This window comes from Streptomyces sp. NPDC101776, from assembly GCF_044766845.1.
In the GTDB taxonomy this organism is placed as follows: domain Bacteria; phylum Actinomycetota; class Actinomycetes; order Streptomycetales; family Streptomycetaceae; genus Streptomyces.
The window spans coordinates 285,057-303,752 of sequence record NZ_JBIWMV010000009.1; the positions used below are offsets into that span (position 1 = coordinate 285,057).

Sequence of the window (18,696 nt, forward strand, 5' to 3'; positions counted from 1 at the left end):
CCAACCGGAAGCACGGGAAGAGATGTCGGCACCGAATAAGTCGTACGACCCTGTAGAGGTCGAGGCCTTGAAACCGGAAGAGATCGAGCGCTTGCGGGACGAGGCGCTCGCCGCCTTCGCCGCCGCCGGTGATCTCGACGCGCTCCAGGAGGCCAAGGTCGCCCACACCGGCGGCACCTCCCCGCTCGCCCTCGCCAACCGCGAGATCGGCGCGCTGCCCCCGCAGGCCAAGGCCGCGGCGGGCAAGCTCGTCGGACAGGCCCGGGGCGCCGTCAACAAGGCCCTCGCCACCCGCCAGACCGAGCTGGAGGCCGACCGCGACGCCCGCGTCCTGGTCGAGGAGGCGGTGGACGTCACCCTGCCGTACGACCGCGTCCCGGCCGGCGCCCGGCACCCGCTGACCACGTTCATGGAGCGGGTCGCGGACGTCTTCGTGTCCATGGGATACGAGATCGCCGAAGGCCCCGAGGTCGAGGCGGAGTGGTTCAACTTCGACGCCCTGAACTTCACCCCGGACCACCCGGCCCGGCAGATGCAGGACACCTTCTTCGTCCAGGGCCCGAAGGGCACCGAGGGCGACGAGTCCGGTGTCGTGCTGCGCACGCACACGTCCCCCGTGCAGGCCCGCGCCATGCTGGACCGCGAGCCGCCGGTCTACATCGTGTGCCCCGGCCGTGTGTACCGCACGGACGAGCTGGACGCCACGCACACCCCGGTCTTCCACCAGATCGAGCTCCTCGCCATCGACGAGGGCCTGACCATGGCCGACCTCAAGGGCACCCTCGACCACATGGTCCGGTCGCTCTTCGGCGCGGAGATGAAGACCCGGCTGCGCCCGAACTACTTCCCCTTCACCGAGCCGTCCGCCGAGATGGACATGCTCTGCTACGTCTGCAAGGGCGAGTCCGTCGGCAACCCCGACCGCCCCTGCCGTACCTGCTCCTCCGAGGGCTGGATCGAGCTGGGCGGCTGCGGCATGGTCAACCCGCGCGTGCTCGTCGCCTGCGGGGTGGACCCGGAGAAGTACAGCGGATTCGCCTTCGGGTTCGGCATCGAGCGGATGCTGATGTTCCGCCACAACGTCGATGACATGCGAGACATGGTCGAGGGCGACGTCCGGTTCACCCGGCCGTTCGGGATGGAGATCTGATGCGCGTCCCGCTTTCTTGGCTGCGGGAGTACGTCGACCTGCCGGCGACGGAGACCGGCCGCGACGTCCAGGCCAAGCTCATTTCCGTCGGCCTCGAGGTAGAGACCGTCGAGCAACTCGGCGACGGCCTCAAGGGCCCCCTCGTCGTCGGCAAGGTCCTCACCATCGAGGAGCTGGAGGGCTTCAAGAAGCCCATCCGCTTCTGCACGGTCGACGTCGGCCAGGCCAACGGCACCGGCGAGCCCCAGGAGATCGTCTGCGGCGCCCGCAACTTCGCCGTCGGCGACAAGGTCGTCGTGGTCCTCCCCGGCGCGGTCCTGCCCGGCGACTTCGCGATCGCCGCCCGCAAGACGTACGGCCACACCTCGCACGGCATGATCTGCTCCGGCGACGAGCTGGGCATGGGCGACGACGGCTCGCACGGCATCATCGTGCTGCCGCCCGAGCACGAGGTCGGCACCGACGCGATCGAGCTGCTCCAGCTCGTCGATGAGGTCCTCGACATCGCCGTCACACCCGACCGCGGCTACGCCCTGTCGATCCGCGGTGTCGCCCGCGAGACCGCCACCGCCTACGGCCTCGCGCTGCGCGACCCGGCGCTCCTGGACGTACCGGGGCCGAACGCCTTCGGCTACCCGGTCCGGGTCGCCGACCCGATGGGCTGCGACCGCTTCACCGCCCGCACGGTGACCGGCCTCGACCCCGAGGCCCGCTCCCCGCTGTGGCTGACCCGCCGTCTCCAGAAGGCGGGCATGCGCCCGATCTCGCTCGCCGTCGACATCACCAACTACGTGATGCTGGAGCTGGGCCAGCCCCTGCACGCCTACGACCGCTCCCGCGTCCAGGGACCGATCGGCGTGCGCCGGGCCGAGCAGGGCGAGAAGCTCGTCACCCTCGACGGTGTCACGCGCACGCTGGACGCCCAGGACCTGGTGATCACCGACGACCGCGGCCCCATCGGCCTCGCGGGCGTCATGGGCGGCGCCAACACCGAGATCGACGACACCGAGAACACCACCACCGAGGTCGTCGTCGAGGCCGCCCACTTCGACGCGCTCTCCATCTCGCGTACGGCCCGCCGCCACAAGCTGGCCTCCGAGGCGTCCAAGCGCTTCGAGCGCGGCGTCGACCCGCAGGCCGCCTCGGCCGCCGCCCAGCGCACGGTCGACCTCCTGGTCCTCCTCGCGGGCGGCACGGCGGACGCGGGCGTCACCGAGGTCATCGCGCCCTCGGCCCCGCACACCATCGCCATCCCGGCCGACCACCCGGACAAGGTGGCGGGCGTCGAGTACGGCCGCGAGACCGTCGTACGGCGTCTCCAGGAGGTCGGCTGCGACGTGTACGGGCAGGACGAGCTGATCGTCACCGTCCCGTCCTGGCGCCCCGACCTCACCGATCCGAACGACCTCGCCGAAGAGGTCATCCGCCTGGAGGGCTACGAGAACCTGCCCTCCACGCTCCCCAAGCCCCCCGCGGGCCGGGGCCTCACCGACCGCCAGCGACTGCACCGCCGCGTAGGCCGCGCGCTCGCGGGCGCCGGTTACGTCGAGGCGCCGAACTACCCCTTCGTCGGCGAGCACGTCTTCGACCAGTTCGGCCTGGCCGCCGACGACCCGAACCGCAAGGTCGTCAAGCTGGTCAACCCGCTCTCCGACGAGGAGCCGGCTCTGCGTACGACGCTGCTGCCGGGCCTGCTCGGTGCGCTGCGCCGGAACGACGGTCGTGGTTCGCACGACCTGGCGCTCTTCGAGACGGGGTTGGTCTTCCACCCGCGCGAAGAGCTGAAGATCGCGGTACGGCTGCCCGTCGACCGGCGTCCGACCGACGAGGAGATCGCCTCCCTCACCGAGGCGCTCCCCGTCCAGCCCCGGCACGCCGCGGTCGTCCTCACGGGCGCCCGCGAGCAGGCCGGCTGGTGGGGCAAGGGCCGTCCGTCCGACTGGGCCGACGCGGTCGAGTCGGCGCGGGTGCTGGCGCGTGAGGCCGGTACGGAACTCATCGTGCGGGGTGGGCAGTACGGTCCCTGGCACCCCGGCCGCTGCGCCGAACTCGCGGTCGTCGTCGAGGGTGTTGAGCAAGTCATCGGGTATGCCGGGGAGTTGCACCCCGGTGTGCTGAAGACGCTGGGGCTGCCCGCGCGTACCAGTGCGATGGAACTCGATCTGGATGCGCTGGAGTTGGCGTCCGCCGGGGTGCCCAAGGGGCCGAAGATCTCTACGTTCCCCGTTGCCACGCAGGATGTCGCGCTGGTCGTCGATGCGTCTGTTCCGCAGGCGGACGTCGAGGGTGCGTTGCGTGAGGGCGCGGGTGAACTGCTGGAGTCCATCCGGCTGTTCGACGTGTACGAGAACGCTGCGCAGCTGGGCGAGGGCAAGAAGTCGCTGGCGTATGCGTTGCGGTTCCGGGCTGGTGATCGGACGTTGACTGTGGATGAGGCGTCTGCTGCCCGGGATGCGGCGGTTGCGTTGGCCGGGTCGCGGGTTGGGGCGGTGCTTCGCGGCTAAGGGGTGGGGGCTGCTCGTGGTTTGCCGGCTGCGGGTTCGTTGTGGCTGGTCACGCCCCGCGGCGGAGCCGCCGATGGCAGAGCCCCGCGCCCCTGAAGAGCGTTTGCCTGGGCCTGCGTATCCGGCTCACTCGTTTGAGTGAGAAGTCTGGGTGATGTGGCCCGATCGGGGCATGTGGTCGACAGAATCGGACCGGCCTTTCGGGGTCGGTCCGATTGCGCTGTCGGGGCCTATTTGGGGGGCCACAGGCATGATCCGCATCAAGGCTGGGGTACCCCGCAGGCCGCGCCCGAGGACGCGTGCCCGCCGTCCGCTGCGCAGGGCGCTCGCCCTGGGGCTGCCCACGGTCTGGGGCGCCATAGCGATCACCTACAAACTCACCTGCCCGCTCGCCCAGCAGAACAGTCTGGGCGCCCGCATCGTCACCAGTGCCGTGTTCTTCGCGGTCGGCACCGGTCTCATCCTCCAGGTCCGGCGCTCACTGCTCCGCGAACTCAGGCAGATCCGCCAGATCGCGGGCGCCGCCCAGAACGCGCTGTTGCGCCCACTCCCACCCCGTCTCGACGGCCTGAACATAGCCGCCGCCCAACTGTCCGCCGAACGCGGTGCGGTGGTCGGCGGTGACCTGTACGAGGTGATCGCCACCGAGCACGGCGTCCGGGTCGTGATGGGCGACGTACGCGGCCACGGCATCGCCGCGATCGGCACGGTGGCAGCCGTCCTCGGCAGCTTCCGCGAGGCCGCCCACGACGAGCCCGACCTCGCGGGTGTCCTACGACGCCTGGAGCGGGCCCTCGCCCGCCACCTCCGCGAACGCGCCCGCGCGGAACACCCGGCGTCGGGCGGCCTCGACCCGGACAGCCCGGTCGCCGAGGAGTTCGTCACCGTACTGCTGCTGGAGATCGGCGGGGACGGCGAGGTCAGCGCCCTCAACTGCGGTCATCCGTGGCCGTATCGGTTGGGTGGGGAGGGTGTCGAGCCGCTTGCCCGAGCGGATCCTCTGCCACCTCTCGGCCCGTTTCCCCTGCCGGTGACGTTGCCTTTCGTCCGCTGCGGTCAACTGCTCCCGGGCGAAGCGCTGTTCTTGTACACGGACGGCGCGGAGGATGCCCGGGACCGCCGAGGCCGCTTCTTCCCTCTGCGCGATGTACTGGCAGAGGTGGCTGCCCAACAGCCGCCCCCAGTCCCGCAGTCCGTACTTGGCCTGGTCTTCACGGAGCTTCTGCGTCATGCGGGCGGAACACCCGCTGATGACGTCGCCTTACTCGTCCTGAGCAATGACCGCAAGCCGGCGCATCCTTACCTAGGGGCGCGGGGAACCGCGCGACCAGCCACGACGGCGCCGCACCCAGCCAACCACCCACAGCACAACGGCGTTTAGTGGCTGCCGCAAAGCCAGGCCGCCGCACTTACGAGGGGGAGCCGGCGGCCCGGCCGGCCTCTTGCGAGGCAATCCAGTCAACCCGTCGGAAACTCTCCGCAACAGCGCGCACACACCACGGATTCGCGCACTCCATTCACACCGGGTGTGAACCGAACCGCACTACTCTGTCCGCACCGAGTCACCGGGGGGCCATCCATGCAGCCCAACACACTCCTCGACGCGATCCTGGACGAGGCGGGAATCTCGCACGCGGGACTCGCCGCCCATGTGAACCAGGCCGGCCGCGCCCGCGGGCTCGCACTACGCTACGAACACACCGCCGTGGCACGGTGGTTGAAGGGCCAGCGGCCACGGGGCCAGGTCCCCGACCTGATCTGTGAGGTCCTCGCGACCCGTCTGCACAGACCCGTCACCCTCGACGACATCGGCCTCGGCGTACCGGGCGAGCCGTCCACCCCGCACGGCACCTCCCTCTCCGGCTTCGTCGAGCGGGCCACCGCCCTGTGGCGCTCCGACGAACAGCAGCGCCCGCACCTCCTCGGCGCCCCCGCGGTCACCGGCACGCCCGCGGTGATGCCCGTATGGGAGTGGGAGAACCCGCCCGACGACGTGGACGTCTCGCGCGGCGGCCGGCACCGGGTGAGCATGGCCGACATCGAGATGCTGCGCGCGGCCCGCGCCCACTACGAGCAGATGTACCGCAAGGCCGGCGGCGTCGCGACCCGCACCCGCATCGTCGGCTTCCTCAACTCCGAGACCGCCCCGCTGCTGCGCGGCAGCTACACCGACGCCACCGGCCGCCAACTGCACCGGGCCACCGGCGGGTTGGTGGCGATCGCGGGCATCTGTGCCTACGACTCCGACGCGCACGGCCTCGCCCAGCGCTACTTCCACCAGGCCCTGCGGCTCGCGAAGGCCAGCAACGACAGGGGACTTGGCGCGTACGTCATCGCGCTGCTCGTCAACCAGTCGCTGTTCATGCGGGAGTTCCGCCAGGCCGTCGCCTTCGCGGAGGCCGCGCTGCGGGCCGCCGGCCGGCAGATCACCCCGGCGCTCGCCTCCGACCTCTACGCGATGCAGGCGAAGGCGTACGCACACCTCGGTGACGGCACGAGCGCGCTGTCCTGCATCCGCCGTGCCGAGCAGGCCGCCGAACGCATCCGGCGCGGATACGAGCCCGACGAGACCGGCTATGTCCAGCCGGGCCTGGTCAACGTCCAGGTGGCGGAGGCGCTGCTCAGCCTCGGCGATCTGACGGCGGCGGGGGAGCACGCCATGGCGGCCGTGGACACCCCGGCGCACGACCGGGGACGGGTGCACCGCCTCGCCATGCTCAGCCAGATCGAACTGCGCCAGGGGAACGCCGACAAGGCGGTGGTCACCGCGGTGCAGATGGCCGAACAGGCCAGGGGGATGGAGTCCCAGCGGCTGCGCGACAGACTCCGCGCGGTACGCGAGTACCTGGTGCGCAGCGACTGCGCGGGTACGGCGGAGGCGGCCGAACTCATCGACGGGGCACTGCGCGTACCGCTGTAGACCGACGACTCATAGACGCACACGACACAGTTCCTGCTGCGATATTGCCACTTACTCGACGGAAGGTGGCAGAACCGTGCAGTGGACGAAACAGAACGAACAAACTGTGTACTCAAACCGCTGGTTCAGCGTCAATCTCGCGGATGTCGAACTACCCGACGGCCGACACCTCGACCACTTCCTGATACGGCTGCGGCCGGTGGCCGTGGCGACGGTGGTCAACGAATCGAACGAAGTGCTCCTCCTGTGGCGGCACCGCTTCATCACCGACAGCTGGGGATGGGAGCTCGCGGCCGGCGTCGTGGAGGACGGCGAGGACATCGCGCGCGCGGCCGCCAGGGAACTGGAGGAAGAGACCGGCTGGAGGCCGGGGCCCCTGCGCCACCTGATGAGCGTGGAACCGTCCAACGGGCTCACGGACGCCCGACACCACATCTACTGGGCTGACGAGGGCGAGTACACCGGACACCCCGTGGACGACTTCGAGTCGGACCGCCGGGAGTGGGTCCCGCTCAAACTCGTACCCGACATGGTCGCCCGCGGGGAGGTCCCGGCCGCCAACATGGCAGCCGCACTACTGCTGTTGCACCATTTGAGGCTGGGGGAGGATCCAGCGCCCCGTAGGGGCGCGGGGAACGGCGCGACCAGCCACGACGGATCCGCACCCGACCCACAGGCCTTCGAGCGGCATGTCTAGCGCCCCAAGGCCTGCCACACCGTAACGACAAGCGCACCCACGGCGGTCAAACCGGCTATCGCCGGCAGCGGCCACCTGGTGTGCTCCAGTGCAACGATCCGCGCGCTCAGCTCATCCACCTCCTTGTCCGTCTCCTCGGTGCGATGGCTGAGCAGCGCCAGCCCTCCCTCGACCCGCGCATAGGCGACGTCGAGGCGGCGGCGTAACTCTGCGAGTTCTCCATGGACCACGGGATGCTCGGGGTCGGCGGTCACGGGTCCGCTCCTTTCCGTAGTCGGAACATCCCTTGCATGCGCGTGAAGAGTCAACTCGCCTGGTGGGTACCGGGGGAGAGTGTGCGTGCGGCATATGCGGGCCCGGCGCGCACACGGTGTGTGAATGACGCGGGCCCGGCACTCCGAAGAGTGCCGGGCCCGTAACAGCCGCCGTATCACGGTGAGTTGCCGCGGACGAACGGCGGCGCTCAGCCGTAGGTGTAGAACCCGGAGCCGGACTTACGGCCCAACCGCCCCGCGTCGACCATGCGTTGGAGCAGCGGGGGAGCGGCGTACAGCGGCTCCTTGAACTCGTCGTACATCGAGAAGGCGACCGAGGCGACCGTGTCGAGGCCGATCAGGTCGGCCAGCTTCAGCGGGCCCATCGGGTGGGCGCAGCCGAGCTCCATGCCGTTGTCGATGTCCTCGCGGCTGGCGATGCCCGACTCGAACATCCGGATCGCGGACAGGAGATAGGGGATCAGCAGCGCGTTGACCACGAAGCCGGAACGGTCCTGGGCGCGGATCGCGTGCTTGCCGAGCACCTTCTCGGCGAAGAGCTGGGCGCGGCCGAGCGTGCCCTCGGAGGTGGTCAGCGCGGGGATCAGCTCGACGAGCTTCTGCACCGGCGCCGGGTTGAAGAAGTGGATGCCGATGACCTGGTCGGGGCGCGAGGTGGTGACCGCGAGCCGCACCAGCGGGATCGAGGAGGTGTTGGAGGCGAGGATCGCGTCGGGACGGGTCACGACCTGGTCGAGCACCTGGAAGATCTCGGTCTTCACCTGCTCGTTCTCGACGACCGCCTCGATGACGAGGTCGCGGTCGGCGAACTCGCCGAGATCGGTGGTGAAGCTGAGCCGCGCCTGCGTCTCCGCCAGTTCCTCGGCGGAGATCTTGCCGCGTTCGGCGGCCTTCGTCAGCGAGTTGAACAGCCGGGTCCGGCCGATCTCCAGGGCCTCGCCGGTGGTCTCGGCGACCTTCACGTCCAGGCCGGAACGGGCGCACACCTCGGCGATACCCGCGCCCATCTGGCCGCAGCCGACCACTCCGACGCGCGTGATGTCTTCCGCTGGGATGTCCGTCACATCGTCCCCTTCGCTGCTTCTGCGGGCTCTGCCGGAACCTCGTTGTCCGGAGTCTGCTCCGATCGTGCACGTTACCCGCAAGTATCGATGATCGATCGCCGGGGTCGGGCATTCTGGGGCGCGGAGACGATCCGTGACGGCACGGATCCACAGCGTATGGGGGTGTGCAGATGGGGCGTTTGTCACGTCGGGCGTTCGCGATGGCCGCGCTGTCGACGCTGGCCACGACCGGCAGCGCGGCGGCCGAGCCGGGGCGCGCGCCGGTACCGGCCGGGCGTCCACGCGCGGTCACGGAGATGCGGGGCGTGTGGCTGGCGACGGTCGCCAACCGCGACTGGCCCTCCCGCCCGGGCCTCACACCGGACCGGCAGCGCACCGAACTGATCGCCCACCTCGACGCGGCCGTCCGCGACCGCCTCAACACGGTGATCTTCCAAGTACGGCCCACCGCCGACGCGTTGTGGCCCTCGCCGTACGAACCCTGGTCCCAGTACCTGACCGGCACCCAGGGACAGGCCCCCGGCTGGGACCCCCTCAAGACGGCCGTAGAAGAGGCGCACGTGCGGGGGCTGCAACTGCACGCCTGGTTCAACCCGTACCGCATCGCCAACAGCACCGACCTGACGAAACTCGTCGCCTCGCACCCCGCGCGCAAGCACCCCGACTGGGTCGTGGCGTACGGCGGGAAGCTCTACTACAACCCGGGGCTGCCCCAGGTCCGCGCCTTCGTCGAGGACGCGATCCTCGACGCGGTGAAGAAGTACCCCGTGGACGCGGTCCACTTCGACGACTACTTCTACCCGTACCCGGTGGCCGGCCAGACCTTCGACGACGACGCGGCCTACGACAGGTACGGCGACGGCTTCACCGACCGGGCCGCGTGGCGCCGCGACAACATCGACAAACTGATCCGCGAGACCGCGGCCCGCATCCAACAGGTGCGCCCGGGAACCCGGTTCGGGATCAGCCCGTTCGGCGTATGGCGCAACCTCGCGACCGACTCGCGCGGCTCCGACACCCGGGCGGGGGTGCAGACGTACGACGACCTCTGCGCGGACACCCGGAAATGGGTGCGCGAGAACTGGATCGACTACATCGTCCCGCAGCTGTACTGGAACATCGGCTTCGCCGCCGCCGACTACGCCAAGCTGCTGCCCTGGTGGGCGGAGGTCGCGCGCGGCACGAAGACGCGGCTGTACGCCGGTGAGGCGCTGTACAAGGCGGGCGACCCGGCGCAGCCCGCGGCCTGGCAGGACCCGGCCGAGCTGTCCCGGCATCTGACCCTCGCAGCCAGGTACCCCCAGGTCGGCGGGCATGTCTTCTTCGCCGCCCGGGAGGTGGCGGTGGACCCGATCGGCGCGATGGCCCGCGTGGTCGCCGACCACTACCAGCAGTCGGCGAAGCCTCCGCGCTGAACTGCCGTCCCGGGGATGGGAGTTGATGTCCCGATGGTTCTCAACTCCGGGCCCGCTGGGTGACGGCGATGCACACCAGCACCGCCGCCGCGGTCAGCGGGGCGGCCACGGTCAGGTGTTCGCCGAGCAGCAGCACCGACCACACCAGCGTCAACAGCGGCTGAGCCAACTGAAGTTGGCTCGCCTTCGGGACGCCGATGGCCGCCATGCCTCGGTACCAGACGACCAGCCCGAGGAACTGTGAACCGACGGCGACCCACAGCAGCCCGGCCACACTGTGCGCGGTGAGGTGCGGGGTGTCGTACGACAGCGCGATCGCGGCGGCCGGCACGCTCAGCGGCAGGCACAGGACCAGTGCCCAGGCGATGACCTGCCAGCCGGGCATGATCCGGGCCAGCCGGCCGCCCTCGGTGTAACCGGCCGCGCAGACCAGCAGCGCGGCGAGGAGATACAGGTCGGCGGTGGTCACGGCGCCGCCGCTCTGCTGGACCGTGAACGCGAGCACCGCGCCGGCGCCCGCGAGCGCGGCGGTCCAGAAGGTGCGCGAGGGGCGGATGCCGGTGCGCAGCGCGGACAGGGCGGCCGTCGTCAGCGGCAGCAGTCCGACGACGACGGCCGCGTGCGCGGTGGTCGACGTCTCCAGCGCGAGCGTGGTGAGCAGGGGGAAACCGACCACCACCCCGGCGGCCACGACGGCGAGCCCGGCCCGGTGCCGGCGGTCGGGCACGGGGACGCGCAGCGCCAGCAGACAGCCGCCCGCGACGACCGCGGCGAGGACGCAGCGCACGGCCACCAACGACCAGGGACCGAAGCCCTCCAGTCCCCAGGCGGTGGCGGGGAAGGTGAGGGAGAAGGCGATCACACCGAGCGCGGCCTGGACGGTACCGGCGCGGACTCCGGGCACGGGGGCCTGTGCGGCGGGGATGGTGTCGGCGCTGACCGCTATCGGGGTCGTGGCAGTAGCGCTATCGTGTGCTCTCATGCAAGAGCGTAGCAGTGTGGGTGAGCTGGCGAATCACCTCCGTGTGGAACTCGACCGCTACTCTGTCGGTGGAAAGCTGCCGTCGAGCAGGGCACTCGTCGAGCGGTTCCGGGTGAGCCCCGTGACCGTCTCGCGCGCCCTCGCGCAACTGGCCGCCGAGGGGCTGGTGGTCACCCGGCCCGGCGCCGGCGCGTTCCGGGCGACGCCCCGTCCCGCGACCCCCGCCGCGGGGGACACCTCCTGGCAGGAGGTCGCGCTCAGCGCGGACGGCACCGCCGAACTCGTACCGCGCACGGTGGACGCGTCCGCGGTCCTGGCCACGCTGGCCGCCCCGCCGCCGGGCGTGATCGAGTTCAACGGCGGCTATCTGCACCCCTCCCTCCAGCCCGAGCGGGCGATGGCGGCGGCCCTGTCCCGGGCCGGCCGCCGCCCCGGCGCCTGGGGCCGGCCGCCGATGGAGGGCCTGCCGGAACTCCGCGAGTGGTTCGCGCGCGGCATCGGCGGCGCGATGACGGCCGCCGACGTACTGATCAGCACGGGCGGTCAGACCGCGCTCACCACCGCACTGCGCGCCCTCGCGCCTCCCGGCGCCCCCGTCCTCGTCGAATCCCCCACGTATCCAGGCATGTTGGCGATCGCGCGCGCGGCGGGCCTGCGGCCTGTCCCGGTGCCGGTGGACGCGGACGGCGTGAAACCGTCCCTGCTCGCCGACGCGTTCCGCGCCACCGGCGCCCGGGTGTTCGTCTGCCAGCCCCTGTTCCAGAACCCGACCGGCGCGGTCCTCGCCCCCGCCCGCCGCCCGGAGGTCCTGCGCATCGCCCGGGACGCGGGCGCGTTCGTCATCGAGGACGACTTCGTACGACGGCTGGTGCACGAGGACGCGGGCCCGCTGCCGCGCCCGCTGGCCGCCGACGACCCCGACGGAGTCGTCGTCCACGTCGGCTCGCTCACCAAGGCGACCTCGCCCAGCTTCCGGGTCAGCGCGCTCGCCGCGCACGGCCCGGTACTGGAACGCCTGCGCGCCATCCAGGTCGTCGACACCTTCTTCGTCCCCCGCCCGCTCCAGGAAGCGGCCCTCGAACTCGTCGGCTCCCCGGCCTGGCCACGCCATCTCCGCGCCATCTCGGCCGAGTTGAAGACCCGCCGGGACACGATGACCACCGCCCTGCGTCTGGAACTCCCCGCCTTCTCCCTCCCGCACATCCCCTCCGGCGGCTACCACCTCTGGCTCCGCCTCCCCGACGGCATGGACGAGTTGTCGCTGACGACGGCGTCCCTCCGCGCGGGCGTCGCCATCACCCCCGGCCGCCCCTACTTCAGCGCCGAACCCCCGGCCGCCCACGTCCGGTTGAGCTTCGCGGCGGTCGCGGGGACGGGGGAGATCGCGGAGGGCGTACGACGGCTCCGGGCGGCCTGCGGCGAGGTGCTCCGGCCCTGAGGTGCTCTAACCCCGGGGCATCGGTACCAGGGCGCCGGTGAACTCCAGGGACGCGAACAGCTCCGGTGTCAGGCGGACGCCCGTGACCCGATGGGCGAGGGCGAACGCGGCCTCGGTGTGCAGGTCGTAGCTCTGGTCCTCGTCCTCGTCCTCGCTCAGGTCGAAGCCCGACTCCCGTATCTCGGTGAGGAGTTCGTCCGCGTGGCTGCCGTCCCGGTGGTAGGCGAAGAGTGGCTCGAAGTGCAGCCGTGTCTCCCCGTCCTCGAACCAGTAGAAGTGGTCCACCGCGTTCACGTTGCGGAAGTGGGAGACCACAGAGCGCCCGCGCGAGACCGGGAGCATGGCCGCGCTCGTGACGCCCACGAAGCCGTTGTACTCGACCATCAGCGACCACTCGCCGAGCGCGGCGACGCCGACGAACAGCGGGTCCCAGTCGTGCTCGTCCCACGACTTGTACGACGGCTCGCACAAGGCCTCGACACCCCTGACCCGTATGCCCGGTTCCGCCCCCAGCTCATGGAGCAGTCGGTCCGGGGTGATCGCCCGGACCAGCGTGACGCAGTACGCCTCCATCAGCGAGGCATGCCGCTCGCGGAGCCAGGTGTAGTCGTCGGCCGTCGTCGTCCGTGTCATGTTCCGAAGCCTGCCACCCGCCACTGACAACGCCCGGGCCGCAGGGGAAAACCGCTCGACGCCGGCATCCCTGGCCTGCGATTCTCCGGCCATGAACGACATCCCGAGCCTTCCCGACGGCTACGAGTTCTCCGCCGACTCCGCCCGCGTCGACATCGACCGCACCCACCACTGGCTGTCCACCGACGCCTACTGGGCGAAGGACCGCCCCCGCGAGCAGCACGAGCGCGCGGTCGCGGCCTCGCGGAACTACGGGGTGTACGACACGGCTTCGGGCGAGCAGGTGGCGTACGCGCGCGTGGTGACCGACGGGGCGTTGTTCGCGTGGCTGTGCGATGTGTACGTGGCCCCGTCGGCGCGCGGCAAGGGCATCGGTACGGCGTTCGTCGGCGCCGTACGCGAGGAGTTGCGGCCGTTCGGACTGCGGCGGATCCTGCTCGCCACGCACGACGCGCACGGGGTGTACGAGAAGGTCGGATTCAAGCCACTGGAGCGGCCCGACCAATGGATGGCCCTCTATTTCGAGTGAGTTGTCCGCCTGGTCCTGACCTCGAAGTAGGGTTTCGCCAACCCTGGGTAACTCTCGTCCGGCACCCCTTGACCTCGGTACTTCGGCGGGATCACGATCGCCGCATGCCGATTCGGGTCACGTTCGTCGCCGCCGCGCGCAGCTCCCCGCTGCTCGCGGAGCGTTTCGAGGACGACCGCCCGCTGGACCAGGCGGGATGGGACGAGGTGCAGCGAGCCGTCCCGGCCCTGCTGCCGCTGGCGGCGGCGGAGTTGCGTTACTGCTCGCCGACCCCGCGCAGCCGGACCACCGGCGACGGCCTCGGTTACACCCCGCTGGTGCAACTCGCCCTGCGGGACTGCGACATGGGCCGCTGGCGCGGGCTGACCCTCGGCGAGGCGATGGCCCGCGAACCGGCCCTGGTGGACGCCTGGCTCGCCGACCCGCGCTCCACCCCGCACGGCGGCGAATCCCTGCTGACCTTTATCGCCCGCGTGGGCGGCTGGCTGGACACCCGCCCCTTCGAGGACGGCGGCCGCATAGTCGCCGTGGCCGAACCCTCCGTCATCCGGGCCGCGTTGGTCTACGCCCTCAAGGCGCCCCCGTCGACGTACTGGAACATCGACGTACGCCCCCTGTCGACCACCACGGTCACCGGCCACGCGGGCCGCTGGAACCTACGGTTCGACGGGGCATCGGTGCAGCCGACGCGGGCGTAGGGCGGGGCGGGTGGTCGCCCTCGGTTCAGGCTGCGCCGCGTAGGCCGGTACGAACTCGAACTCCGCCCGGAACCAGCCAAGTTGACCGTTTCTCACCCCGCACGGTCGTCATGCCCCCTGCTCCGGCTCACCCCACCCGCACGTACCCCGTACTCAACACCAGATCCTTCGCAGGCCCGCCCACCCGCCACACCGTCCGCCAGTGGTCCGCGTCCAGGACCGTGAACTCGCCCCGGTACAGGTCCGCCGCGCACGGATGGCCGGTGACATGGTGCCCGGAGGTGAGGTCCAGGTCGTGGAAGGGGCGGTCGTCGGCGAAGCGTACGTCCGCCGTGCCCGGTGCTCGCCCCGGCAGGAAGCGCAGGGTGCGCTCGGCGGGGCGGGGGACGGACTGCCAGGTGAAGGTGCCCGACTCCCTGTGGAGCAGGCCCCCTTCCGGCAGTGTGCTGAAGACCGTCGTGCCCGCGAAGTCGCCCTCGTCGCCGCTCGTCAGGTCCCGTACGGACCGCCGTACCCGCCACCTTCCGGACAGATACGCCAGTACATCGGGCACCGGCCGGAACTCGCCCATCGTCACGCCCTCCCGCGCGGCCGGCGCCGACCGTCCGGCGAGTCGGCGGGCGCCCTGCGTTCGCCCTGGGCCCGGATCTCGTGGTGCGCCGCGTGGCTCGTGGCGCGGAAGGCCTCCTCGTACGCGGCCAGGGCGCCGCTCATGCCGCCGCCGGCGGTGCCGCGGCGCTGGATGCGACGGGCGAGCCAGGTGAAAAAACCGAGTGCCGCGGCGAGGAAGCCGAACAGGGTCAGGTACGGCGACAGCGCGTGCATGCCCTCGACCCTACGTCCCGCCACGCGCCGGTCCCATTGACGTGCTCACGCCCCTTGCCTATCTTGCCGTTCGAAGTGCTGACCGACGTCCGGTATCTCGAACCCCACGTTCGAGTGCCGCACACGATCCGACAAGAGCCGCGGAGTATCCATGTCACGCACCAGCCGCACCCGCCTGAGACTTGCCTTGGGGGCAAGCGCTTTCCTGCTGGCGACGGCCGTTGTTCCGGCCCCCGCCCACGCCGAGGACGTCACCGACTACGCGATCACCGTCGACCCCTCGACCCACGGCGCCAAGATCGACAGGACGATGTACGGCGTCTTCTTCGAGGACATCAACCGCGCGGCCGACGGCGGCCTGTACGCCGAGCTCGTGCAGAACCGGTCCTTCGAGTACTCCACCGACGACAACAAGTCGTACACCCCGCTGACCGCCTGGACGGTCGCCGGTACGGCCCAGGTGGTGAACGACGTCGGCGGCCTCAACGAGACCAACCGCAACTACCTTTCCCTGGCGGCCGGTTCATCCGTCACGAACGCCGGTTACAACACCGGCATCGCCGTCGAGGACGGCAAGAAGTACGACTTCTCCGTGTGGGCCCGCGCTGGCAGCGGCACCACGCTCGGCGTCGGCCTCCAGGACGCGGGCGGCACGCTGGCCACCGCACGGCAGGTGGAGGTGAGGAAGAGCGGCTGGGCTCGCTACAGGGCCACGTTCACCGCCACCCGCACGAGCACCACCGGCCGCCTCACCGTCGCCTCCGACGCCGCGACCGCCCTCGACATGGTGTCCCTCTTCCCCCGCGACACCTACAAGCGCGAGCCGAACGGCCTCCGCAAGGACCTCGCCGAGAAGATCGCCGCCCTGCACCCGGGCTTCGTACGCTTCCCCGGCGGCTGCCTCGTCAACACCGGTTCCATGCAGGACTACAGCGCCGCCTCCGGCTACCAGCGCAAGCGCTCGTACCAGTGGAAGGACACGATCGGCCCGGTCGAGACCCGCGCCGTGAACTCCAACTTCTGGGGCTACAACCAGAGTTACGGCCTCGGCTACTACGAGTACTTCCGCCTCGCCGAGGACATCGGCGCGATGCCGCTGCCCGTCGTGCCGGCCCTGGTGACCGGCTGCGGCCAGAACAAGGCCGTGGACGACCCGGCGTTGCTCCAGCGGCACATCCAGGACACCCTGGATCTCATCGAGTTCGCGAACGGCCCGGTCACCTCGAAGTGGGGCAAGGTGCGCGCCGCGATGGGCCACCCCAAGCCCTTCCACCTCACCCACATCGAGGTCGGCAACGAGGAGAACCTCCCCGCTGAGTTCTTCGCCCGCTTCACCCAGTTCCGTACGGCGATCGCGGCCAAGTACCCGTACATGACCGTGATCTCCAACGCGGGCCCGGACGACAGCGGTTCGACCTTCGACACGGCCTGGCAGCTCAACAAGGACGCCCGGGTCGACATGGTCGACGAGCACTACTACAACAGCCCGCAGTGGTTCCTGCAGAACAACAGCCGCTACGACTCCTACGACCGCACCGGCCCGAAGGTCTTCCTCGGCGAATACGCCTCCGGCGGCAACGCGTTCAAGAACGGCCTCGCCGAGGCCGCCTACATGACCGGCCTGGAACGCAACGCGGACGTCGTCAAACTCGCCTCGTACGCACCGCTGTTCGCCAACGAGGACTACGTCCAGTGGCGCCCGGACCTGGTGTGGTTCAACAACCACGCCTCCTGGGGCTCCGCCAACTACGAGGTCCAGAAGCTGTTCATGACCAACGTCGGCAGCCGGGTCGTGCCCTCAACGGCCACCGGAACGCCGTCACTTGTCGCCCCGATCTCCGGCGCGGTCGGCCTGTCGACCTGGGCGACGAGCGCGGCGTACGACGATGTGAAGGTGACGGCGGCGGACGGTTCGGCGCTGCTCTCCGACGACTTCTCCGATGGCGCGACCCGGTGGACCCATACGGGAGGCGGGAGTTGGAGCCTTGAGGACGGGCAGTACGTCCAGACCGACACCGCCGCCGAGAACACCATGGTGTCGGCGGGCGACCCGGCCTGGCACGACTACGACCTGCACGTGAAGGCGACGAAACGGTCCGGGAAGGAAGGCTTCCTGGTCGCGTTCGGCGTCAAGGACACCGGCAACTACTACTGGTGGAACCTGGGCGGCTGGAACAACACCCAGACCGCCGTCGAACAGGCCGTGGACGGTGGCAAGTCGACGCTGATCGCCAAGCCGGGGACCATCGAGACGGGCCGCGCCTACGACGTCGACATCAAGGTGAGAGGCCGTCAGGTCACCCTCTACCTCGACGGGCAGGAGTGGGGCAGCTTCGCCGACGACAAGCCGGCCGAGCCGTTCCGCCAGGTCGTCACCAAGGACGCGAAGACCGGTGACCTGATCGTCAAGGTCGTCAACGACCAGTCCTCGGCGGCCCGTACGGCCATCGACCTGGGCGGCCTCAAGGTCGCGTCCAAGGCGAAGGTCACCACGCTCGCCGCCGCGCCCGACGCGGTGAACAGTGAGACGGCCACCGCGGTCGCGCCGGTCGTGTCCACCTTCAAGGGAGTTGCCGACAAGTTCGCTTACACGTTCCCGGCGAACTCCGTCACGTTCCTGAGGATCAAACAGAAGTAGCCTCCGAGTCCGCCGTGTCGGGCGTGGGCCGCTGTCCCAACGGCAGCAGTCCACGCTCGGCGAAGACCTTCTTCGCGGCGAAGGTGGCGTTGAGTGCCTTGGGCATGCCGCAGTACACGGCGGAGTGCGTCAGGGCCTCGACGATCTCCTTTGGTGCGAGGCCCACGTTCAGTGCCGCGTTCACGTGCACATCGAGCTGGGCCTCGCAGCCGCCGAGCGCGGTGAGCATGCCCAGCGTCACCAACTGCCGGTCGCGCGGGGCGAGTCCGGGACGGTCGTAGATCTCGCCGAAGGCCCAGGCGACGACCTGGTGACCCAGTTCGGGGTTGATGTCGGCGAGCGAGTCGACGACCCGCTGCCCGGCCTCGCCGTCGACCCGCTTCAGGACCTCCAGGCCGTGGGAGAAACGCTCTTCACGGGTGGTGCTCGCGCTCATGTCGGTTCATCCGATCCCGGCTGCTCGTTCTCGTTCTCGGGCTCGGGCTCGGGCTCGGGCTCGTGCTCGCGCCCGAGTTCGTCGAGGAGCAGCTGTTCGTAGTGGTCGATCTTGTTGTCCAGTGCCACCGCGTTGCGGCGCAACGTCCTGATCCGGTCGGCCAGTTCGGCGCGGTGCTCGCGGAGCATCGCCAGCCGGTCGGCGACCGTGACATCCCCCGCCGCCCGCAGCGCCGCGAACCGCTGCATGTCGGCGATCGACATGCCCGTCCCGCGCAGCCGCAGCAGAAACTCCAGCCAGGCCAAGTCCGCCGCCTGGTAACGCCGTTGGTTGCCGGTGCTCCGGCCGACCCGTTCGATCAGGCCGGCCTTCTCGTAGTAGCGCAGCGTGTCGTGCGAGAGGCCGGTGCGTTCGGCGACCTGGGCGATGGTCAGGGTCGGTTCCCGGTCCCGGGGGAGGGGATTCAGGGGCTGTCCGCTGCTCATGAACACA

Annotated in this window: 18 protein-coding genes; 10 read left to right on the forward strand and 8 right to left on the reverse strand. The window is 70.4% G+C overall.

Features of this window, described 5'->3' with window-relative positions:
* Positions 1–22: 22 nt before the first annotated feature.
* From pheS to ACIRRY_RS27695, 5 genes are all read left to right on the forward strand, one after another.
* On the forward strand, positions 23–1,150 hold the full coding sequence (gene pheS, locus ACIRRY_RS27675) for a phenylalanine--tRNA ligase subunit alpha (protein ID WP_403977436.1): 1,128 nt from the start codon (positions 23–25) through the stop codon (positions 1,148–1,150).
* Positions 1,150–3,654, forward strand: a complete 2,505-nt coding sequence (gene pheT / locus ACIRRY_RS27680) for a phenylalanine--tRNA ligase subunit beta (RefSeq protein WP_403977438.1) — start codon at positions 1,150–1,152, stop codon at positions 3,652–3,654. Before pheS ends, pheT begins: the two co-directional genes overlap by 1 nt.
* Before the next feature lie 250 nt (positions 3,655–3,904).
* A complete protein-coding gene (locus ACIRRY_RS27685) occupies positions 3,905–5,035 on the forward strand; it encodes a PP2C family protein-serine/threonine phosphatase (protein ID WP_403977440.1) in 1,131 nt (376 codons plus the stop codon).
* A 198-nt stretch (positions 5,036–5,233) separates the two neighbouring features.
* Complete coding sequence (locus ACIRRY_RS27690) at positions 5,234–6,574, forward strand: transcriptional regulator (RefSeq protein WP_403977442.1); 1,341 nt, start codon at positions 5,234–5,236, stop codon at positions 6,572–6,574.
* 76 nt (positions 6,575–6,650) lie between these two features.
* On the forward strand, positions 6,651–7,271 hold the full coding sequence (locus tag ACIRRY_RS27695; RefSeq protein WP_403977444.1) for an NUDIX hydrolase: 621 nt from the start codon (positions 6,651–6,653) through the stop codon (positions 7,269–7,271).
* Here the strand turns inward: ACIRRY_RS27695 and ACIRRY_RS27700 are convergent.
* Both ACIRRY_RS27700 and ACIRRY_RS27705 read right to left on the reverse strand, forming a co-directional pair.
* Complete coding sequence (locus tag ACIRRY_RS27700; RefSeq protein ID WP_403977446.1) at positions 7,268–7,525, reverse strand: hypothetical protein; 258 nt, start codon at positions 7,523–7,525, stop codon at positions 7,268–7,270. The genes ACIRRY_RS27695 and ACIRRY_RS27700 overlap by 4 nt on opposite strands.
* A 209-nt stretch (positions 7,526–7,734) precedes the next feature.
* On the reverse strand, positions 7,735–8,610 hold the full coding sequence (locus ACIRRY_RS27705; protein WP_403977448.1) for a 3-hydroxybutyryl-CoA dehydrogenase: 876 nt from the start codon (positions 8,608–8,610) through the stop codon (positions 7,735–7,737).
* Between the two features lie 170 nt (positions 8,611–8,780).
* Between ACIRRY_RS27705 and ACIRRY_RS27710 the strand changes: the two genes are divergently transcribed.
* Positions 8,781–10,025, forward strand: a complete 1,245-nt coding sequence (locus tag ACIRRY_RS27710) for a glycoside hydrolase family 10 protein (RefSeq protein ID WP_403977450.1) — start codon at positions 8,781–8,783, stop codon at positions 10,023–10,025.
* A 40-nt stretch (positions 10,026–10,065) separates the two neighbouring features.
* On the opposite strand, the gene ACIRRY_RS27715 is transcribed toward ACIRRY_RS27710, so the two are convergent.
* Positions 10,066–11,007: a DMT family transporter gene (locus ACIRRY_RS27715; protein WP_403977452.1), complete on the reverse strand. Its 942-nt coding sequence runs from the start codon at positions 11,005–11,007 to the stop codon at positions 10,066–10,068.
* Here ACIRRY_RS27715 and ACIRRY_RS27720 point away from each other — a divergent pair.
* A complete protein-coding gene (locus ACIRRY_RS27720) occupies positions 11,006–12,445 on the forward strand; it encodes a PLP-dependent aminotransferase family protein (protein ID WP_403977454.1) in 1,440 nt (479 codons plus the stop codon). The two genes, ACIRRY_RS27715 and ACIRRY_RS27720, sit on opposite strands and share 2 nt — an antisense overlap.
* A gap of 6 nt (positions 12,446–12,451) precedes the next feature.
* On the opposite strand, the gene ACIRRY_RS27725 is transcribed toward ACIRRY_RS27720, so the two are convergent.
* Positions 12,452–13,078, reverse strand: a complete 627-nt coding sequence (locus tag ACIRRY_RS27725; protein WP_403977456.1) for a DUF6461 domain-containing protein — start codon at positions 13,076–13,078, stop codon at positions 12,452–12,454.
* Between the two features lie 91 nt (positions 13,079–13,169).
* Between ACIRRY_RS27725 and ACIRRY_RS27730 the strand changes: the two genes are divergently transcribed.
* Positions 13,170–13,607: a GNAT family N-acetyltransferase gene (locus tag ACIRRY_RS27730; protein ID WP_403977458.1), complete on the forward strand. Its 438-nt coding sequence runs from the start codon at positions 13,170–13,172 to the stop codon at positions 13,605–13,607.
* A gap of 104 nt (positions 13,608–13,711) precedes the next feature.
* Positions 13,712–14,305 carry a histidine phosphatase family protein gene (locus tag ACIRRY_RS27735; protein WP_403977460.1) on the forward strand — a complete coding sequence of 198 codons (594 nt, stop codon included), beginning with the start codon at positions 13,712–13,714 and terminating at the stop codon, positions 14,303–14,305.
* A gap of 127 nt (positions 14,306–14,432) precedes the next feature.
* Here the strand turns inward: ACIRRY_RS27735 and ACIRRY_RS27740 are convergent, their stop codons facing one another.
* Positions 14,433–14,876: a DUF6314 family protein gene (locus tag ACIRRY_RS27740; protein ID WP_403977462.1), complete on the reverse strand. Its 444-nt coding sequence runs from the start codon at positions 14,874–14,876 to the stop codon at positions 14,433–14,435.
* A 2-nt stretch (positions 14,877–14,878) separates the two neighbouring features.
* Positions 14,879–15,130 (reverse strand): hypothetical protein, encoded by a 252-nt coding sequence (locus tag ACIRRY_RS27745; protein WP_403977464.1) that lies wholly within the window; start codon positions 15,128–15,130, stop codon positions 14,879–14,881.
* 151 nt (positions 15,131–15,281) lie between these two features.
* On the opposite strand from ACIRRY_RS27745, the gene ACIRRY_RS27750 reads away from it, so the two are divergent.
* On the forward strand, positions 15,282–17,768 hold the full coding sequence (locus ACIRRY_RS27750; RefSeq protein ID WP_403977466.1) for an alpha-L-arabinofuranosidase C-terminal domain-containing protein: 2,487 nt from the start codon (positions 15,282–15,284) through the stop codon (positions 17,766–17,768).
* Here the strand turns inward: ACIRRY_RS27750 and ACIRRY_RS27755 are convergent.
* Entirely contained in the window at positions 17,755–18,204 is a 450-nt protein-coding gene (locus tag ACIRRY_RS27755; RefSeq protein ID WP_403977468.1) for a carboxymuconolactone decarboxylase family protein, read from the reverse strand. The genes ACIRRY_RS27750 and ACIRRY_RS27755 overlap by 14 nt on opposite strands.
* Positions 18,201–18,689 carry a MerR family transcriptional regulator gene (locus ACIRRY_RS27760; protein WP_403977470.1) on the reverse strand — a complete coding sequence of 163 codons (489 nt, stop codon included), beginning with the start codon at positions 18,687–18,689 and terminating at the stop codon, positions 18,201–18,203. Before ACIRRY_RS27760 ends, ACIRRY_RS27755 begins: the two co-directional genes overlap by 4 nt.
* Between the last annotated feature and the right edge of the window lie 7 nt (positions 18,690–18,696).